Origin of the sequence: Rhodococcus sp. NPDC056960, assembly GCF_042674125.1 — a bacterium.
Lineage (GTDB): Bacteria > Actinomycetota > Actinomycetes > Mycobacteriales > Mycobacteriaceae > Rhodococcus_F.
Map to the genome: position 1 here is coordinate 111237 of NZ_JBHURF010000002.1, position 18697 is coordinate 129933.

Below are 18697 nucleotides of genomic sequence, written 5' to 3' on the forward strand. Positions count from 1 at the left end.
GGTTCTCGATTCGAAGAGTGTGACAGCTCAGGTCAGGTCGGACGGTGCGGCGAGGCGGCCGGCGACCGCGGTCGCGGCGGCGACGGCGGGCGAGACGATGTGGGTTCGGGAGCCCTTTCCCTGCCTGCCTTCGAAATTGCGGTTGTTCGTCGAGGCGGCGCGCTGGCCGGGAGTGAGGCGGTCTTCGTTCAACGCCGCGCACATCGAACACCCGGCGAACCGCAGTCCCGCCCCGGCGGCCTCGAACACCTCGCTCAGGCCTTCGTCGATCGCCTGCTGTCGCACCTTCATCGACCCGGGCACGATCATCAACTCGACGCCGGGGGCGACCGTCCTCCCGTCGAGAACGCGCGCGACCTCCCGCAGGTCCTCGATGCGGCTGTTGGTGCACGATCCGATGAACACGACATCGACGGGCAGTCCGCGAACCGGGCGACCGGGGGCGACGTCCATGTAGGTCTGGGCGCGCTCGACCGCGGCGCGCTCGACCGGGTCGGTGAACTCGTGCGGATGCGGAACCGGATCACCGAGCGGCGCGCTCTGCGCAGGCGTGGTGCCCCAGGACACGAAGGGGGTCAGGGTGGACGCGTCGATGACGACTTCCTTGTCGAAGACGGCGTCGTCGTCGGTGAACAGGGTGCGCCAGTAGGCCACCTCCGCATCCCACGCGTCCCCGGTCGGGGCGGCCGGGCGTCCGTGCAGATACTCGTAGGTCTTCTCGTCGGGGGCAATCATTCCGGCACGCGACCCGGCCTCGACGGACATGTTGCACACCGTCATCCGGCCCTCCATCGACAGTTCGCGGATCGCTTGACCGCGGTACTCGATGATGTGCCCCTGACCGCCGGCGGTACCGACCCGGGCGATGATCGCCAGGATCAGGTCCTTCGCCGTCACCCCCTCGGGCAGGGAACCGTTCACGGTGACGGCCATGTTCTTCAGCCGCCCCATCGGCAGCGTCTGCGTCGCCAGCACGTGCTCGACCTGGCTGGTACCGATCCCGAAGGCGAGAGCGCCGAACGCACCCTGCGTCGCGGTGTGCGAATCGCAGCACACGATCGTCGAACCCGGATGGGACAGTCCCAGTTCCGGTCCGATGACGTGCACGATCCCCTGATGCTCCTCGCCGAGGCGGAACAACTCGATGCCGAACTCCGCGCAATTCTTGCGCATCAGCGACACCTGCTCGCGGGCCGCCGGATCGGTGATCTCCTTGTCCACCGCGACGGTAGGGGTGTTGTGGTCCTCGGTGCCCAGCGTCAGGTCGGGACGGCGCACCGTGCGGCCGCTCGCCCGGAGCCCGGCGAACGCCTGCGGCGTGTTCACCTCGTGCAGCAGATGCATGTCGATGAACAGCAGGTCCGGTTCGCCCTCCTCGCGGCGAACCACGTGTGCGTCCCACGCCTTTTCGGCCAGTGTCTTACCCATGAAACTTCCTTCTCCTTGTGTCGAACGCGGGAACGGCGGCGGTTCAGCCGTAGAAGTACGCGAGGAACCCCGACGCCGACAGCAGCACCAGTCCGCCGCCGAGCCGGGAGGTGATCTGCGCGAACGGCAGTAGATGCATGCGCCGGGTGGTGCCGAGTGTGGCGATGTCGCCCGATCCACCGAGATCGGTCATGCACAGGCCGGCCGTGATCGAGGATTCGACGAAGTACAGTTTGAGCAGCCAGCCCACGAACCCGGCCGTCAGTGCCGTGATCAGGACCGTGGCGACGGTGAATGCGAGATATGCCGGGCGAGAGACGAGTTCGGTGATCTGATCGATGTCGATCAATGACACACCGATGCCGACCAGCGCCGCGGGTACCCACAGCTTCACCACGAACTGGTACCACTCGGTGGTCGACTCCTCGACCTCCCGCGGCAGCACGCCCGACAGCTTGATCGCCGCGGTGAGCAGGATGACCCAGGCGTACAGGTGCACGGCCGGAACCGCTGCCTGCAACATCGCGCCGACGAGGTAGATCGCGCCGGTCATCAGCAGACCGGTGCCGAGGCCGCTCACCGTCAACGGTCGCTTCTCGGTCACGGCGGCCACCTGCTCGGCCGTCGCCTTGATGCGCAACATCTCACCGTGCCCGTTGAATCCGACGAACAGCTTGGTGCGGCGGCGGGTCAGATTGGCGTACACCGAGGCGAGCACGATGCACAGCAGGTTCGCGCAGATGATCGGTGGCACGATGCCCGACATGTACTGCTGGGCGTCGCCGCCGATGGTGTCGGCGTACATCTGCGACAACGGGATTGCGCCACCGGAAATACCGCCGGCCATGATGGGGATGGTGACGTCGAGGATCGCGGTCTTGAAGCCGAATCCGGTGACCGCAGCGAGACCGCCGATGACGGTGACGACCACGGCGAATGCCACGACGATCACCGCGCAGAACCGGCCACCGGCCTTGATCAGGAACCGTCGGTCCATACCGAGGATGCTGCCGGCGATGATCGACGCCACGAGGATCTCGACGAACCCGTACCCGGTGAACCAGTCCTTGACGACGGTGGAGAAACTGTCCGGCACCAGACCGAAATGCACGATCAGGGCAGGGAAGAACACACACAACAGCGGTCCGCCGCCGATCGCGGACAGCGCCGGAGTTCGATCGCCGATCCAGAACAGGCCGCAGCCGACGATCATGCTGATCGCCAGGCCGCCGAAGATGTTCTCCGGGAGGGCACCGGTGTAGACGGCGCCGAGTCCGACTGCGACGAGGGCGAGGTACCACGGCCACGGGATCGCCAGAATCCTCGCTCGCTCCGACGGTGGCCGGGCCTCGGGTCGTGTCTCCGCGCCTTGCACAGCATCCTTGATCTTCACGTTCGCCTCCTGCGCCGCGTCGGCGGGGCTGCGCCGATCGCGGGAAGTATGGAAAGTGACTCACGTCACTGGCCACGAACGCTAGCTATCTCCTTGCCGGGCTGGCCATAGGCAGCGAAATTTACATACCAATGGTCCGGTCTACGAGGCACTCTGCGCGCCAGGGTGGACAGATGGTCCGACTTTTTGCCGCTCGGCAGTGGTGCAGGCGCCCTCCGGTTCCGGTCGGCGACGGTGCGGAAGGTGCCGGAAACGGTCCGGTGTGTCGTCCCGGGCGGGCGTCGTCCCGCATTAACAACCGAATCTTCGGTAGCTGAACAAGGACGATTGTGAACAATGATGTGTATCGGAGCGACCGGTCGTTCCTCGGGCGCCGCTCTCGATCTGATCTTCGGCGGAGAGTCGGTGAGGGGTCCCTCTCGACAGGTCCGATATCGGCTATCCGTTCTACCCAACCGATCTCGATCCAAGCTCGACGCTAACAGGGGATGATCGTGGTAATTCGCTGTGAAATGCAGCCTCTTTCGGAGAGGTAGGTCGGAAAGACAAGTTTCCTCAGGCTATTCGCGGCCCCGCGTGGGAAGGCAAGAATTGCGGCAGCCGGCACGGAAAAGTCCGTGTTCGTCGACGGAATCGATTTTTCCCGTTCAGCCCTTGACGAGAATTCGACGCCCCGGTGAGGACCGAAACAGACCGAACATACGGTTATAGATGCGTCACCGCATAGCGCTTTGCCCACTGGTCACCGTCTGTCGCGCAGGCGGAGGAGGAAGGCGTCGGCGGCCTCCGACCAGCCGGGCGGCGGGGAGTGCGTGTGTAGGTGGTCCTCGAGCGCGTCGACGATGTCGAGGATGCGCGGACCTCCGTCCAGCAGAGGGCGGATGAGTCCGCGTTCGGTGCACGTGACTACGGCGGGCGCGAGTTCGGTCGCGGCGTCGTCCGGTCGGCTCGCGGCCTGCAATGCACAGGCGAGAAGCACCCGTGCCCGCAGTTCCGCGCGCGGCCGAACCGATGTCTTTGTGCGGTTCAGCAGTTCGGTGGCCAACTCGACGGCCGTGTCGGCCTGCTCGGTGGCGGGGTCGACGAGCAGGAGCCGGATCGTAGAGTCGGTGTCGAGTTCGCGTGTGATGGTCGCGATGCCGTCGGACCCCATGGGTGGTGGGCGGTCATCGGCGCGGCGTTCGGTGATCAGCCCGGCGCGGACGCGTTCGTTCTCGATCCGGGCCGCCAGTCGCGGCAGCGACAGATGGGCGGCGATCTCGGCGCCTTCGCGTAGCCGCTGTTCGGCCGCAGGCCGGTCGCCGCGCAGCGCCATGATCCGGGCCCCGGTGCCGTAGGTGGCGAGCATGAAGTCCACGACCCCGCCTTCGGCCCCGAGTTCGTGGCTCTCGTCGAGAAGCTGCTCGGCTTCGTCGAGATGGCCTTGCTCGTACAACAGGTCGGCGAGGATCGCTCCGGCCAGCCGCAGGGCGTGCGAGGATCGGCCGCCCATCTGACGGGCGAGCCGCCGGGCGTTACGGAAGGCCTCGTCCGCCGCAGTGATGTCGAGTTGCTCCATGGCCGCGATGCCGCCGAAGCACGACCCATACATCACGCTGAAGGGTCCGGTGGTGTGTTCGTGGTAGGGCGTAGCCCACTCCTGCCAGCGGCGGGCTGCAGCGAAGTCGAAGGTGTAGATGGATTGGAACGCAGCGACATTGGCGGCCGCGGAGACGAGGAAGGGACGCAGTGTGTCCGGCCGCGCGAGGCACTCCGCGATGCGCTTGTCCAGGCCGACGACGTGGTCGGCGAACAACTCACTGACCCCCTGGACAAGGGACACCTCGGCAAGCAGATCGGCCGAATCGCTTGTGCTCGTCCGAGTCTCTTCGAGGGTCTTTTCGGCGCTGCGAAGCGAGTCCTGGATCGGCCGAGGCGGGTGGTGGAGCAGGACTTGGGCCCAGGCCACCGCGATCTGCAGACGCGGGCGGGCGTCGACCTGCTGGGGGCCGAGTTTCGCGGTCAGACCCAGGAGGGTTGCCATCTGGGAATGTTCGATCAACACCATGCCACGGGACTCGACGACGTCGGCCGCAGTGTCGGGGTCGTCGGCTGCCAGAGCGTGGTCGACGGCTTCACTGAGCATGGTGTGTTCGGCGAACCATTGCGATGCTGCTCGATGCAGATCGGCCACCAGGTCGGGGCGATCCCGTTCGAGGCGACGGCGGAGGAAGTCCGCGAACAGATGATGATAGCGGAACCACTCCCCCTCGTCGTCGAGCCTGCGCAGGAACAGATCACGCGCTTCGACGTGCTCGAGCATCGCCTGGCCGCGGGGGATGTCCGCCAGCCGGGCGGAGAGTGGGCCGCACAGTCGTTCGGTGATCGAGGTGCGCAGGAGGAAATCCAGGACATCCGGTTCGAGGGTGTCGAGGACGTTCTCGACGAGGTAGTCCCCGATCGCGCGGTGCCTGCCGGACAGGTGCGAGATCAGCTCGGCAGGGTCGTCACGGCCGCGCAGTGACAGTGACGCCAGCTGGAGGGCCGCCACCCATCCGTCGGTGACGGTCCGCAATCGGGCGACGTCGTCCGCGGCCAGGGTGAGTCCGGCGAGGTCGACGAGGAAGGACCTGGCCTCCTCGTCGTCGAAACGTAGTTCGGTGGAGTCGATTTCGATCAGTTCGTCGCGGACCCGCAGTCGACTGAGCGGCAGCCCGGATCGGTTGCGGCTCGTCACCACGACCTGAAGGTGATGACAGCTGTTGGTGAGCAGGAAGTCGAGGGCCGCGAGGGTGGCCGGGGCCGTGACGCGGTGCCAGTCGTCGATGATCACCACGAGTAGTTCGCCGCTGTCGTGGATGTCGTTGACCAGCGAGGTGAGGACGTACCGTTCGGCGTCGTCGCCGTGCTCTTCGAGTGCTTGCCCGAGTTCGTGGGCCAGAGCGGGGCGCACGGTGCGGATGGCCTCGATGAGGTGGGCGAGGAACCAGACGGCGTTGTTGTCATCGGAGTCGATGCTCAACCAGGCAGAAGGCACGCCCCCAGCGGTCAGGTTCTCGCGCCATTGGGCGGCAAGGGTGCTCTTGCCGAAACCGGCGGGGGCATGGATGAGGACCAGGCGTCGGCGCTGCCCGGCCCGTAGCAGGTCGAGCAGCCGTGCCCGGGAGACGAGGGCACGGGTGGGTGTGGGGGGCCGGTACTTCGTCGAGGCGCTCGGTGGCACCACGGCGCCTGCCGACGGTGGTGTCGGGGTGGCGGCCGGGAGCGAGGACGGAACGGGTTCGCGCGACCCGGTGAGGTCATCGGGCAGTGCCATGTCGTCGGGGCGGAGCCCGAGTTGCCGCTGCGCGTCACGCAACTGCTGGGCGAATTCGGCGACGGTGGCGGGACGGTCTGCCGGTTCGCGGGACATCGCGTGTTCGAGTGCGGTGCAAACCGGGTCCGGGACGCCGCCCGGGCGCAAGTCGGGGATCGGTTCACCGGTAATGCGCAGGAACTGGGCGACGACGCGTTCTCCGGACCGGCGCTCGAACGGGGAGTGGCCGGTGAGTAGGCAATGGAGTGTGACGGCGAGGCTGTACACGTCCGAGGCGACCGTGGGAGGTTGCCCGGTGAGGATCTCGGGGGCGGTGAAGGCCGGGGATCCGGCCACGGTGCCGGCGGTGGTCTCGAATCCGCCGGTGACCCGGGAGATGCCGAAGTCGGTCAGCTGCGGCTCCCCGTACGCGGTGATCAGGATGTTGGCGGGCTTGACGTCGCGGTGCACGATGCCGGCGCGGTGCGCGAGTTGCAGGGCCCCGGCGAGCTTGATTCCGATGGTGAGGACTTCGGCGACCGGCAGTGGGCCGTGTTCGCGGATCCGGGTGTCGAGCGAGGCACCGGGGTGATACGGCATGACGATGTAGGGGCGGCCGTGGGACGTCGTCCCGGTGTGCAGGATGTCGACGATGTTGGGGTGCCCCGACAGGACGCCCATCGCTTGCTGCTCGCGCAGGAACCGAGCGTGCTGGGCCTGGTCGGTGTCATCGGTGAAGAGCACCTTGATTGCCACAGTCCGCCGGAGCTCCGGTTGCCGGCAGCGGTAGACGATTCCGAAACCGCCGCGGCCGACCTCGCGGGCGTCTTCGAATCCGGCCTCGGCGAATTCGTCCTCGAGTGCCGGGCCGGCATCGGCCTGGGTCGGCTCGGGATCGGTCGGGCGGGAGGACATGGGGACGCATCTCTCCTCGACCATCGCCGTGCACGGACGGATGTCCGGTCGCACCGGAACGGCTCGCGAGGTCTGCACGATGGTTGGATCTGCAGGACGGTCCCGGCCCGACCTACTGCCAGTATGCGCGTAGGGGGCGGTCTGCACTTGCACTCGCACGGTCCGGTCTCAGGCCTGCACGCCTTCGGCGGCGGCGTGGGATGCCTGTGCCCGGAATTCGCGGGGAGAGATGCCGTAAGTGGTCTTGAACAGCTTGGAGAAGTACGAGGAGTCGAGAAGTCCCCACTGGGCGGCGATGGTCGCGATCGGTGTGCCGCTGTTCCGGGGATCGGCGAGGTCACGACGGCAGTGTTCGAGGCGGCGGTGGCGGATCCATTCGGTGGCGGTGGTTCCTTCGCCCTCGAACAGCTTCTGCAGATAGCGGGCCGAGATGTTGTGGGCGCGGGCGATCGGTGCCGAGCTCAGCTCGGGATCGTCGAGGTGAGCGTTGATGAACGATTTGATCTGCAACACCAGGGCGGCCTTGTGTGTTTCCGGGGGAACATTCGACTCACAGCCGAGTTGTTCGGACAGTGCGGCGGCGAGCAGGTTGAGGACCCCGCTCGACAACTGCTGGTTGGCGGCGAGTTCTTCGATGCCGCGGAGTTGTTCGGCGATGCCGACGAGGAGCTTCGACACCAATCCGCCGACGCCTCGGCGACCGGACACTCGGCGAGCGGTCATGTCCTTCATCGCGTCCGGACGCAGATGAATCAACTCGTGCGGGAACATCACCACCAGCTGCGCGAAGTCCCGTTCGAACGACACCCGGTAGGGTCGGCCGGTGTCGTACATGCTGAAGTCGCCTGGGGTCAGGGCGGCTTCGCGGTCGTCCTGACTCAGGACGCAGTAGCCGCGGATCTGCATGCCCAGTTTCAGGTACCCGGGATCCGACCGGCGGATCGCATCGGGGGTGCGGCGCACTTCGACGGCTCCTCCGGTCACCTCGGAGACCTGCAGCGATCCGATGGCTTCGGACAGCAGATTTCCGGTGAAGGCGGCGGGGGTGTGCGACGTGGCATCCAGGGGAACGAAAGCGTTGGACACCGTCTCGCGCCAGGCGTCGAATTTTTCCTGTGCGGGAAGGTCGTTGAACGAATGCAGGGAACTCACGGATCGGTCCTCACTCGGCAGCCGGCCGGCGTAGCTCGTCACTCATGCGGCGGATGTCCCGCGCATGGCATTCGAGGACTCCATACCTGTTCCGGAACAACACTTTTGACATTACATCCGGCGGGGTACTGCCCTCTGTCGGCAACGATAGACGCAACGAGGGCGGGGCCCTGTCCGTCGAGCGCAGAGACTATCCGCATTGCGCAACGACTTTGCCGCTCCCTTTTCTCGGCGGCGGTTACGACCCGGTCAGGGTGGCGGAGGGAGGCTGGCCGTACCGTTTGCGATATTCGACGGAGAACCGGCCGAGGTGCCGAAAGCCCCAGCGGTAGGCGATATCCGAGACCGCGTCGTAGCGCGGATCGGCAGCGAGCAGGTCTTCGTGCGCGCGTTCGAGGCGAAGGCCGCGCAGGTACGCCATCGGCGAAGCGCCGACGTATCGGGAGAATCCGTCCTGCAACGTGCGCACACTGACGCCGACCAGGTCGGCGAGGGCTCGCACGGTCCAGGTTTCCTCGGGGTGTGCATGCAGGGCGTCGAGGGCCGCTTTGACCGTTCTCGGGCGGGCTGCCGGCACGCGAGTGTCGAGCAGATCCCGGTAGTCGTGATTTGTTGCGAGCAATAAACCGCTGGTCAGAGCCTCCACGAGCGGCCGTGAGACCAGTGGTGAGTACAACATGCTGTGATCCTTGTCGAGATCCGCGACGAGGGTTTTCACTAACGCCAGCCAGCTGCTGACGTGGGGATTCGACAGGTCGAGGACGGGGTCGAACGTCACCGGTCCCCGCGTCGGATGCCCGAGGATTCCTTGCAGCTCCCCCTCGAGGTAGTCGCGGTCGAATTTTATCCCGTACTGGACGCCGTCCGCGCTCCAATGCGCGATTCGGGACGGTCGGTGCGGGAGGTAGATGCAGGCGCGGCCGGGCGCGAAAATATGTGTTTGACCAGCTGATTCCGTCTCGTGCCGCCCGGCGAGCGGGATGGCGACGTTGTAGGCGTTGCCGAGTTCGCCGAGGTCGAGGCTGACCTCGACCCCGTAGCTCAGCCGCCCCACCGTCAGCGGTCCGAGTTCGACCAGGTGCAGTGCCATGTCCATGTTCCCACCCGTGCCGAGCTGGTCCAGTCGGTGCGGAAAGTAGGTGCGTCCGAGTGCAGCCTGTGCATGGTCGGGATCGGTGGCCTCGAACGCGCGGACCTCACGCTCCGCCGGCGCACCAGCTGCCTCACCCGCCGCTTTCGGCGACCCCTGCATCGTCCCATCGCCTCCAATGACCCCACGCTACGCGCACGCCTGCTCTTCCCGAATCCGCCGGATCCACACCAGATCTTGGCAGGTGGCATCGCCGTCGAGGCACGATACCGGCCACTCGGCGGCCGATACCGCACAAATGGGACAGGTGCGGGGCGGTGTGCCGGTTCGGGCGAGGTCGGCACACAACTCGGTGTGCGGTTTTCTCCAAGTATCCGTGCGCCTCAGTGCATGACTGATCGGTGCCGACGTGTACATACTCGTGATGCGGGTCACAACTGACCACAAAAGTCGGGTGCAGACACCGTCGAGCGCACCACAAGCGCAGTCGGCTCACCCAGAAATCCCGTGTCACACACACCGACGCGTCTCGGCGCGTCAGCAGGAGGAGACCTTCCATGAGCAAGCGAATCGCCATCGTCGGAGCCGGCACCGCAGGCCTGCATCTCGGTCTGTACCTCAACGAGAAGGGCATCGATGCAACGATTTTCACGGATCGTCGTCCCGAGGAATACGCGAATATCCGGCTGCTGAACACCGTGGCCCACCACTACGTGACCATCGATCGCGAAGACGAACTCGCGATCAACCACTGGCCGAACGACGGTTACGAGGGGCACTACTACTACGTCGGTATCCCGAACATGCCGATCCGTTTCTACGGGGATCTGGGGAAGCCGAGCCGCGCGGTGGACTACCGCATCCTGCAGCCGCAGATGATGAAGGACTTCGAAACCCGCGGCGGGAAGATCGAGTACCGGCCGATCGGCGTCGAGGACCTCACCGCCCTGTCCGAGGAGTACGACCTCGTCGTGATCGGCACCGGCAAGGGTGGGCTGGGCACCCTGTTCGCACGCGACGAGCAGAGTTCACCGTTCACCGAACCGCAGCGCCATTTGTGTGTCGGCATCTTCAAGGGCATCGCGCAGGCGGAGAAGAAGGCGGTGACGTTCTGCATTTCCCCCGGCGCCGGCGAGATGATCGAAATCCCCACCGTCACGTTCAGTGGCGACGCCACCGCCCTGGTGTTCGAGAACCATATCGGTAGCGACCTCGAGGTTCTCGCCCACACCCGCTACGAGGACGACCCGCGGGCGTTCCTCGACCTGATGATCGAGAAGCTGCGCAAGCACTACCCGATCACCGCCGAGCGGCTCGACGAGAACGAGTTCGACGTCGCCAACAGCCACCTCGACATCCTCCAGGGCGGGGTCACTCCCACCGTCCGGCACGGTCACGTCAAGCTCGACAACGGCAAGCTCGCGATACTGCTCGGCGACGCGCACGCCACCGTCGACCCGGTACTCGGCCAGGGCGGCAACATGGCCTCCTACGCCGCACGCGTCCTCGGCGAGGAGATCGTCGACAACGAGGTCTACGACGAATTGTTCTGCGAGCGCGTCGACGCCCGCCGCGCCACCCGCGTTCTCGGTGCCACCCGCTGGACCAACTTCATGCTCACCAACATGCGGGACCTTCCCAACCACTTCGTCGAGTTCCTCGGCCGGGTTCTGACCGACCAGCAGCTCTCCGACCGGTTCACCGAGAACTTCAACTACCCCGAGAAGCAGTGGGACATCTTCTCCAGCCCGGAGAACATGATCGCCTGGATCGAAGCGAACGAGACCGGAGCCGAGGAGTCCGCTCGCCCTTTCGCACAGACGGGAGCACGGTGATGACCCGCGCGGCCGAAGCTCCCCCCGTGCCCGTAGACGTCGCGGCCGACTCGCTGGAGTTCCGCAACTCCGTTGCCCTCTTCGCCACCGGTATCGCCGTGGTGACCATGCAGGACGGCGACGGCGGCGTGCACGGCGCCACCATCAACAGTTTCACGTCGATCAGCCTCGACCCGCCGACGGTGATGATCTCGCTCAAGCCCGGATACGCGCACGAGCTGATCAGCAAGAGCGGCTGGTACGGAGTGAGCGTGCTGTCCGAGGCCCAGCAGGAGCATTCCCGCTACTTCTGCGGCACCCGCGACTCGGACTGGCATCCCCAGTTCGTCGCCGGTGAGAACGTGCCCACCCTGTTCGGCAGCCTCGCCCGGTTCGAATGCAAGGTCTTCGACACGATCGAGGTCAACGACCACACCCTGTTCCTGGCGCGGGTGATCCGCTGCGAATCCGAAGACGGCTCCCCACTGATGTTCTTCGCCAGCACCTACCACCAACCCGTCCTGGGCGACCGCTGACTCGTGCCCTTCCGGGCAACCGCCGGCGCGATCACCCACAACCTGAACTACACGGAGAAAATCATGAAATCGCTCGAACGCAAGATCTACGGACATGGTGTGCTGATGATCCTCAGCACCCTGATCTTCGGGCTGTTCCTGTGGATGAACCTCGTCGGCGGCTTCGAAATCGTCCCGGGGTACATCATCAACTTCAACATCCCCGGCACGGCGGAAGGCTGGGCCAAGGCGCACGTCGGGCCCGCTCTCAACGGCATGATGGTGATCGCCATCGGCCTCGCGTTGCCCAAGCTCGCCTTCCCCCTCAAGACCGCCAAGCGGCTCGGCTACATCATCGTCCTCGACGGCTGGGGCAACGTCTGCTTCTACTTCTTCAGCAACTTCGCCCCCAGCCGCGGTCTGAGCTTCGGCTCGAACCGGCTCGGTGAGACCAACATCTTCGGTGTTCTCGCGCTGGCCCCGGCGTACGTCTTCGGCGTCCTCGCCATCGGCGCGCTCGCGATCATCGGCATCAAGGCCCTGCGGCAGACCGACGCCGAGGACACGGCACTCGAATCGGCGAATGCCTGAGACCACCTTCGCCGACCGGATCCGCCGGTTCGGTTCGCGATTCACCGCTTCCCGACCTACCCAGAAAGACTTTGCGATGACCACTGCAGACACCCTGCCCGGCGTCGGTGCGGCGCTGCCGGCCGGGACCCCCACCCAGCTCTTCCTCGACGGCCGGTGGCAGCCGGCCTCCGACGGCGGCACCTTCACCGACGTCAATCCCGCCACCGAACAGGTCCTGGCCGAGGTCTCGGCCGGAACCCCGGACGACATCGACGCCGCCGTCCGCGCGGCCCGGGCACAGCTCGGCGGCCAGTGGGGTGCAACACCCGGGGTCGTCCGCGGCCAGATCCTCAGTCGGATAGCCGATCTGATCGAGCGCGACATCGAGATCCTCGCCACTCTCGAGGCCCTCGACGTCGGCAAGCCTGTCGGCCAGCCCAAATTGCTCGACGTCCCCAACGCTGCCGCGACGTTCCGGCACTTCGCCGGGTGGGCCGACAAGATCACCGGCAGCGTCATCCCGACCGCAGGGTACTTCGGCAAGCCCACCCACTCGTTCACCGTCCGGGAACCGGTCGGCGTCATCGGCGCGATCGTCCCCTGGAACACCCCGCTGATGATCGCCGCCTGGAAGCTCGCTCCCGCTCTGGCGTGCGGCAACACCGTCGTCGTCAAGCCGCCGGAGGAGGCACCGCTCTCGATCCTGCACCTGGGCAGGATCCTCGAGGAGGCCGGTCTGCCCGCGGGCGTGGTCAGCATCGTGCCGGGCAACGGCGCGGTCACCGGCAACGCGCTCGTCGAGCACCCCGACGTCGACAAGATCAGCTTCACCGGGTCCCCGACGGTCGGCCGGCTGATCCAGCAGCGGGCCGCGGCCACGTTCAAGCGCGTCACCCTCGAACTCGGCGGCAAGTCGCCGCAGATCATCCTCGACGACGCCGACGTCGAGTCGGCCGTGCAGGGCACCGCGATGGGCCTGTTCTTCAACCAGGGTGAGGTCTGCGCCGCCGGCACCCGGGTGTTCGTGCACCGCTCCCTCTACAACGACGTCGTCGAGGCCCTCAGCGGAGCCGCGGACGCGCAGGTGCTCGGCGACCCGTTCGACCCGTCCACCACTCTCGGTGCACTGGTCAGCGCCAAGCAGCGTGACACCGTGCTGTCCTACATCGAGCAGGGCAAGAAGGAAGGCGCCCGCGTCGCGGCCGGCGGCACCCGGCCCGATCACTCCGGCTACTTCGTGCGGCCGACGATCTTCGCCGACGCCACCAACGACATGACCATCGCACGGGAAGAGATCTTCGGCCCGGTCGGCACGGTCATTCCGTTCGACGATCCGGAGGAGGCGATCCGCCTGGCCAACGACACTCGGTACGGGCTCGCCGCCGGCATCTGGACCCAGGACGTCTCCCGCGCACACACCCTGTCCCGGCAGGTTCGCGCCGGTGCCGTCTGGGTCAACGGCTGGGCCGCCATCGACCCGGCCCTGCCCTGGGGCGGGATGAAGACCTCCGGCATCGGCCGTGAACTCGGCTACGCCGGCATCCTCGCCAATACCGAGGAAAAGGTCGTCACGATCGTCCTCTAGACCCATCGGCTGGTCGGCCCGAATCTCGATCCGGGTCGACCAGCCGGCTCCCCGAATTTCCCTCTGCCCCTTCGGAGTAGCAATGAACGCCTACCGCCCCCGCACCGACAAGCCTTGTCTCCAGTTGAAAGGGGTGGTCAAACGGTTCGGTGACACCACCGCGGTGGGCGGGGTGGACCTGCAGCTCGCTCCCGCTCGGGTGCTGGCCCTGCTCGGCCCCAACGGGGCCGGCAAGACCACCACGATCGAGATGTGCGAAGGCTTCACCATTCCGGACGAGGGTGAGATCTCCGTGCTCGGGCTGAACCCGAGCATCGACGGTGACGCCCTCCGCCCCCGTATCGGGGTCATGTTGCAGGGTGGCGGTGGTTATCCCGGTGCTCGCGCCGGCGAGATGCTCCGGGTGGTCGCGGCGTGCGCGGCCGATCCTCTCGACCCGGACTGGTTGCTCGGGACCCTCGGATTGACCGAGGCCGTCCGCACCCCCTACAAGCGTCTCTCCGGCGGCCGGCAGCAGCCTCTGTCTCTGGCGTGTGCGCTCGTCGGACGGCCCGAATTGGTCTTCCTGGACGAGCCGACCGCCGGACTCGACCCCCAAGCCCGGCACCTGGTGTGGGAGTTGATCGACAGCCTCCGCCGCGACGGTGTCGCCATCGTGCTCACCACCCATCAGATGGACGAGGCAGAAGCGCTGGCCGACGACGTCGTTATCCTCGACCACGGCCGGATCGTGGCCACCGGCAGCCCGGAGGAGTTGGTCCGCCGCGGCGCCGAACACCAGTTGCGGTTCACCGCGATACCCGGCCTGGACCTGACAACCCTGCAAGCCACCCTCGCCGGCACCCACCGCATCAGCGAGACCGGCCCGGGCTCCTACCTGGTCGAAGGGCACCTTAGTCCGCAACTGCTGACGACCGTCTCCACCTGGTGCACGGCGATGAACGTGCTCATGACCGAACTGCGGGTCGAACAACGCAGCCTCGAGGAATACTTCCTCGACCTCACCGGGCGGGAGTTGAGCTACCGATGACCACCGCCTCCGGTCTGGCACCGGTGTTCGCTGCCGGCACCTTCGCCCCGGCACCGCGCAGGAACTCCGCACCGGCCATGCTCGCCGCCCTCACCCGACTCGAGGCGACCCTGCTGCTCCGCAACGGTGAACAACAACTGTTGACGATGTTGCTACCGGTCACCTTCCTGATCGGGCTGACGGTCCTGCCGATCGGCGACCTTCCCGAGCCGCGCATCGACACCGTGTTCCCGGTGGTCCTCGCGGTCGCGATCATGTCCACCGGGTTCACCGGCCAGGCCATCGCGATCGGCTTCGACCGCCGCTACGGGGCACTGAAACGATTGGGCGCCAACGCTATTCCGAAGTGGGCGATGATCGCCGGTAAGAGTGCCGCCGTGTTGGTCGTGGTCAGCCTGCAGACGGTGCTGCTCGGCACTATCGCGCTCGTCCTCGGTTGGATTCCGAACCCGCTGGAACTCATCCTCACCGCTGCGGTCATCATCGTCGGCACCGCGGCTTTCGCGACGCTCGGACTGCTGCTCGGCGGCAGCATGCGCGCCGACATCGTTCTCGCACTAGCGAATATCCTCTGGTTCGTGCAGCTGGGTCTGTGCTCGGTCACGAGCCTGACCGACCACTCCCCCGACGCCGTACAGACCGCGGTCGGGGTGACCCCTGCCGGCGCCCTCACCGCCGCTCTCCAGCAGGCGAACGACGGTCATCTCGCGTTGCCGAGCCTCGCCGTGCTGACGCTGTGGACGGCCGCTGCGGCGGCGGTGGCGCGACGAACGTTCAGATTTGCCTGACCACTCTGCGGGCCGGTCCTACTTCCGCATCGGAGTGTCATTTCCATTGCGAGAGAGCCGAAATACCGCAGCCGGACGAGTTCGGAATCGTCGCACAATCTGAGCGCAGAATGACAAGACCCGGACACGCCGAATAGCGCAGGATGCTCGAATTACCCCGAAATCACGACCAGCGCGACACCGTGCTGGCGAAACAGGAAAAGGGAGATGAGATTACATGAACGACAAGCTGAAGTTCTTCTCGCAGGAATGGTGTGACGCCGCACGCGAGGCCGTCAACGCGAACCCGGACGTCCTCGCCGGATTCAAGGACGCATCGTCGTTCACCAACAAGATGGAGTTCGGCGTGATCGGCCGCGACGACGTCGCCAGCCACCTCGAATTCAAGGAGGGCAAGATCGTCTCCTGGTCGCCGCGCGTGTTCGACCAGGGTGATCTGTGGCTGGTCATCAACGGCAGCTTCGAGACCTGGCAGACCGCGGCCGCCGGTGAGGAAGAGGGCGGAAAGCTCCTGATGAAGGGGCTGGTCAAGTTCGCCAAGGGCCCGATGTCCGCGGCGATCGAGAATGCCGGCGCCCTCAACGCCTTCCTGCGCACCTGGGGACAGATCCCCACCGACTGGGACGTGTAACACCCTCGGCAACCGTCGCACTCGCACCAGTTCGCCCCTCGCGCGGGACTCGTCGTCCGCACCGTCGGTGAGTCCCGCGCGGGACCGACCCCTTCGATCGATCACCCTGCTTGGAAAGGCTTCGACCCATGACAACCGTCGAGACAGGCTATGCCGTCACCTTGTACGACGGCCAGGACGCCAACGGCGTCGCCGGTATCGTCGGGATGCTGCTCGGGCAGAATCTCGACAACTTTCCCTCCCGCGTGAAGTTCGCGCGCCGCATCTCCCGGCCGGTGGCCATCTACAGCACCGACACCGAGACCGCCTGCACCATCATCTTCGGCAGCGACGAGGCCGTGGTCTACAACGACATCGTCGGCAAACCCGCCGTGACGGTGATGGCGACCGTCGATCAGATCCTCGATGTCTCGCAGTTGCCGATGAAGGCCGGCGGCCTGGTTCCGGTGGGCTTCTTCACCGGCCGCGGCATGTCCGTCCTCGGTCAGATCCTCCAGCACAAGCTCGTCGTCAAGGGACTGCTGACCCACACCGTGACAGCGCTGCGCACGATCGCGTTGGTCTCGGTCGTCGACGCATGACCGCCGTCTCGGGCCGAGGGCGCCCGAACGCTCACGCCCTCGACGACCGCACCGACGTCTTCGCATTGCCCTATATCGGTGACGCCGACGCGCCCGAACCGGAACAGCCGCCGCGCGCCTCGGCGAAGATGAACATCGCCCGCGGTCTGCTCGTGGCCGCGCTGATCCCGGTCGGTGCGTTCTATCTGTATCCGCGGATCTACGATCTGACGGCGACGCCGTACCGGCTCGATCAGGCGGTGGTCTCGGCGGGCAACTACAACCCGGCCCTCGACCAGATCGTCGAGCACGAGAAGGTCACCCTCGCCGCGTTCGACTCGCTTGCGAAGATGAAGACCTCGCTGGCCAATGTGCTGAGCACCGACGCTGCGGTGACCGCGGAGCTGAACACCCTGACCGGACAGATCAGCGGGGACGTCCAGGCGACGTTGGATCAGGCCGGGGCGAACGTGACCGACCTGGTGGCCTCCCTCGATACCTTGACCGCGCACATCAATTCGCTGCAGCCCGCGGCCGACGGCGCCACTGCCGCCGTCGCCGCCGACCGGGCGACCCTGGACGCAATCCTCGTCGACGCACGCTCGACGGCCGAGAAGGTCCACAGTGCCCGTGTGTCCGCGGAATCGTCCGCCAACGATCTGTCCGGAAAGTAGGAGATGTACCCGTGATTTTCTTCGGACGCCGCGGCGGTTCGGCCCGACTGGTGCTGTCGGTCGTCGCGGTAGGCGTGCTCAGCCTGCTCGCATTCGTGGTGTTCAACCTCAACACCCGACTCGACAACCAGCAAAAGGCCAACGAAACCAGCATCACCGCCTCCCAGGCGATCGTCGACGTCAACGACCGGCTCACCGGTCAGCTGCAGCAGCTCACCGAGCTCACCCACACCGCGCAGACTGCCCTCGATTCCACTGCGGCCCTGGGCCCGTTGCTGGTCAAGCTGGACGAGGCGATCTCCCCGGCCGCGCAGATGCTGTCCAGTAGCACCGACGGTGCTCAGCTGACCAACCAGCAACTGACCAACATCCAGGGCATCCTCGGCGAAGTCCAGAACACCGTGTTGCCGCTGGTCGAGTCCGCCGACGCGTTCGGCGATCAGGGCCGCCAACTGCTGGCCATCGTGCAGGGCCTGGTCAGCGATCTGCAGGGGTCGGTCGCTGCGGCGCAGACGATCAACCAGATGCTGCCCCTGCCCGGCTGAGCGAACCCCCCATTCCTTTGATCCGACAACCGACTGACTTGGACGTGACATGAAGAAGGGCACCGACTTGCCAGATGAGGCATATCCACGCCGCGGCCTGGCCGGACTCCAGCGTTCCGATGTTCCCGCATCGGCGCTGCCACACCGCAAGGGCGCAGCGGCCGCGGCGACGGCGCCGAACGGATTCACCGTGGCCACCGAATGGATGGGCCGCCTCGCTGCGGTGATGGCGCTCGTGCTGTTCGCGCTGGTCCTGATGGCCATCCACAAAGGTCAGCTCGTCCAGGACAGCGCCCGCACCATCGTGGACAACTTCCGGACGACCAACGACTACTTCGCCCAGCGCGCCGACCTGACCGCACCGGCCACCGCCCGCAGGCAACTCGACGAACTCGCCGGGGTCCTGGCACAGCTCAACACCGCCACCGCGACCGACGTCGACCACCTCTCGGCGCTGCTGCCGGACGCGCGGGCCCTGCTCGCCGCCGGTCAGGGCGACACCGCGATCGCCGGGCAGCTCGAAGGCGTCGCCACCACCCTGCAGGGATCGGCCGCCTCACTGCACCAGATCTCCGCGGACGCCGACACCACCGTCTCCGACGTCGACAACGAACTCACCACCGCCATCGACCTGGTCAACCAGCTCAACAGCGAACTCACCCGCACGACCAACAAGCTGGCGCTGATACCGGCACAAGACGCCATCATTCCTGCACCGGGAGGCAACTGA

The 18697-nt window shown here is 66.3% G+C and carries 16 protein-coding genes; 11 read left to right on the forward strand and 5 right to left on the reverse strand.

Annotation, left to right across the window (positions count from 1 at the left end):
• Positions 1-27 precede the first annotated feature (27 nt).
• The 5 genes from leuC to ACFTWF_RS03575 form a co-directional block, all read right to left on the reverse strand.
• Positions 28-1428 carry a 3-isopropylmalate dehydratase large subunit gene (gene leuC / locus ACFTWF_RS03555; RefSeq protein ID WP_378459891.1) on the reverse strand — a complete coding sequence of 467 codons (1401 nt, stop codon included), beginning with the start codon at positions 1426-1428 and terminating at the stop codon, positions 28-30.
• A gap of 43 nt (positions 1429-1471) precedes the next feature.
• Positions 1472-2821, reverse strand: a complete 1350-nt coding sequence (locus ACFTWF_RS03560; RefSeq protein WP_378459892.1) for a 2-hydroxycarboxylate transporter family protein — start codon at positions 2819-2821, stop codon at positions 1472-1474.
• 742 nt (positions 2822-3563) lie between these two features.
• Positions 3564-7010, reverse strand: coding sequence for a protein kinase (locus tag ACFTWF_RS03565; RefSeq protein ID WP_378459893.1), 3447 nt, complete (start codon positions 7008-7010; stop codon positions 3564-3566).
• Between the two features lie 168 nt (positions 7011-7178).
• Positions 7179-8162: a helix-turn-helix domain-containing protein gene (locus ACFTWF_RS03570; protein ID WP_378459894.1), complete on the reverse strand. Its 984-nt coding sequence runs from the start codon at positions 8160-8162 to the stop codon at positions 7179-7181.
• 238 nt (positions 8163-8400) lie between these two features.
• Positions 8401-9414 (reverse strand): AraC family transcriptional regulator, encoded by a 1014-nt coding sequence (locus ACFTWF_RS03575; RefSeq protein WP_378459895.1) that lies wholly within the window; start codon positions 9412-9414, stop codon positions 8401-8403.
• Positions 9415-9809: 395 nt separating this feature from the next.
• On the opposite strand from ACFTWF_RS03575, the gene styA reads away from it, so the two are divergent.
• The 11 genes from styA to ACFTWF_RS03630 all read left to right on the forward strand — a co-directional run bounded on the left by styA (position 9810) and on the right by ACFTWF_RS03630 (position 18697).
• Complete coding sequence (gene styA / locus ACFTWF_RS03580; protein ID WP_378459896.1) at positions 9810-11087, forward strand: styrene monooxygenase subunit StyA; 1278 nt, start codon at positions 9810-9812, stop codon at positions 11085-11087.
• Positions 11087-11602 carry a styrene monooxygenase NADH-dependent flavin reductase subunit StyB gene (gene styB, locus ACFTWF_RS03585; protein ID WP_378459897.1) on the forward strand — a complete coding sequence of 172 codons (516 nt, stop codon included), beginning with the start codon at positions 11087-11089 and terminating at the stop codon, positions 11600-11602. Before styA ends, styB begins: the two co-directional genes overlap by 1 nt.
• Positions 11603-11665: 63 nt before the next feature.
• Positions 11666-12172: a styrene-oxide isomerase StyC gene (gene styC, locus ACFTWF_RS03590; protein ID WP_378459898.1), complete on the forward strand. Its 507-nt coding sequence runs from the start codon at positions 11666-11668 to the stop codon at positions 12170-12172.
• A gap of 76 nt (positions 12173-12248) precedes the next feature.
• Complete coding sequence (gene styD, locus ACFTWF_RS03595) at positions 12249-13739, forward strand: phenylacetaldehyde dehydrogenase StyD (protein WP_378459899.1); 1491 nt, start codon at positions 12249-12251, stop codon at positions 13737-13739.
• Positions 13740-13821: 82 nt separating this feature from the next.
• Positions 13822-14769, forward strand: a complete 948-nt coding sequence (locus ACFTWF_RS03600) for an ABC transporter ATP-binding protein (protein ID WP_378459900.1) — start codon at positions 13822-13824, stop codon at positions 14767-14769.
• Positions 14766-15557: an ABC transporter permease gene (locus ACFTWF_RS03605; RefSeq protein WP_378459901.1), complete on the forward strand. Its 792-nt coding sequence runs from the start codon at positions 14766-14768 to the stop codon at positions 15555-15557. Before ACFTWF_RS03600 ends, ACFTWF_RS03605 begins: the two co-directional genes overlap by 4 nt.
• A 217-nt stretch (positions 15558-15774) precedes the next feature.
• The gene (locus ACFTWF_RS03610; RefSeq protein ID WP_378459902.1) at positions 15775-16188 is read left to right on the forward strand and encodes a hypothetical protein; all 414 of its coding nucleotides are present in this window, start codon (positions 15775-15777) and stop codon (positions 16186-16188) included.
• A gap of 128 nt (positions 16189-16316) precedes the next feature.
• Positions 16317-16769, forward strand: coding sequence for a hypothetical protein (locus ACFTWF_RS03615; RefSeq protein ID WP_378459903.1), 453 nt, complete (start codon positions 16317-16319; stop codon positions 16767-16769).
• Positions 16766-17422, forward strand: a complete 657-nt coding sequence (locus ACFTWF_RS03620; protein ID WP_378459904.1) for a hypothetical protein — start codon at positions 16766-16768, stop codon at positions 17420-17422. Before ACFTWF_RS03615 ends, ACFTWF_RS03620 begins: the two co-directional genes overlap by 4 nt.
• Before the next feature lie 11 nt (positions 17423-17433).
• A complete protein-coding gene (locus tag ACFTWF_RS03625) occupies positions 17434-17967 on the forward strand; it encodes a hypothetical protein (protein WP_378459905.1) in 534 nt (177 codons plus the stop codon).
• A 49-nt stretch (positions 17968-18016) separates the two neighbouring features.
• Positions 18017-18697, forward strand: a complete 681-nt coding sequence (locus ACFTWF_RS03630; RefSeq protein ID WP_378459906.1) for a hypothetical protein — start codon at positions 18017-18019, stop codon at positions 18695-18697.

Bases quoted from the DNA above. Each gene is read 5' to 3' on its own strand.
- leuC (WP_378459891.1), bottom strand. From the start codon at position 1,428: ATGGGTAAGACACTGGCCGAAAAGGCGTGGGACGCACACGTGGTTCGC.
- ACFTWF_RS03565 (WP_378459893.1), bottom strand. From the start codon at position 7,010: ATGTCCTCCCGCCCGACCGATCCCGAGCCGACCCAGGCCGATGCCGGC.
- ACFTWF_RS03575 (WP_378459895.1), bottom strand. From the start codon at position 9,414: ATGCAGGGGTCGCCGAAAGCGGCGGGTGAGGCAGCTGGTGCGCCGGCG.
- styA (WP_378459896.1), top strand. From the start codon at position 9,810: ATGAGCAAGCGAATCGCCATCGTCGGAGCCGGCACCGCAGGCCTGCAT.
- styB (WP_378459897.1), top strand. From the start codon at position 11,087: ATGACCCGCGCGGCCGAAGCTCCCCCCGTGCCCGTAGACGTCGCGGCC.
- styC (WP_378459898.1), top strand. From the start codon at position 11,666: ATGAAATCGCTCGAACGCAAGATCTACGGACATGGTGTGCTGATGATC.
- styD (WP_378459899.1), top strand. From the start codon at position 12,249: ATGACCACTGCAGACACCCTGCCCGGCGTCGGTGCGGCGCTGCCGGCC.
- ACFTWF_RS03600 (WP_378459900.1), top strand. From the start codon at position 13,822: ATGAACGCCTACCGCCCCCGCACCGACAAGCCTTGTCTCCAGTTGAAA.
- ACFTWF_RS03605 (WP_378459901.1), top strand. From the start codon at position 14,766: ATGACCACCGCCTCCGGTCTGGCACCGGTGTTCGCTGCCGGCACCTTC.
- ACFTWF_RS03610 (WP_378459902.1), top strand. From the start codon at position 15,775: ATGAACGACAAGCTGAAGTTCTTCTCGCAGGAATGGTGTGACGCCGCA.
- ACFTWF_RS03615 (WP_378459903.1), top strand. From the start codon at position 16,317: ATGACAACCGTCGAGACAGGCTATGCCGTCACCTTGTACGACGGCCAG.
- ACFTWF_RS03620 (WP_378459904.1), top strand. From the start codon at position 16,766: ATGACCGCCGTCTCGGGCCGAGGGCGCCCGAACGCTCACGCCCTCGAC.
- ACFTWF_RS03630 (WP_378459906.1), top strand. From the start codon at position 18,017: ATGAAGAAGGGCACCGACTTGCCAGATGAGGCATATCCACGCCGCGGC.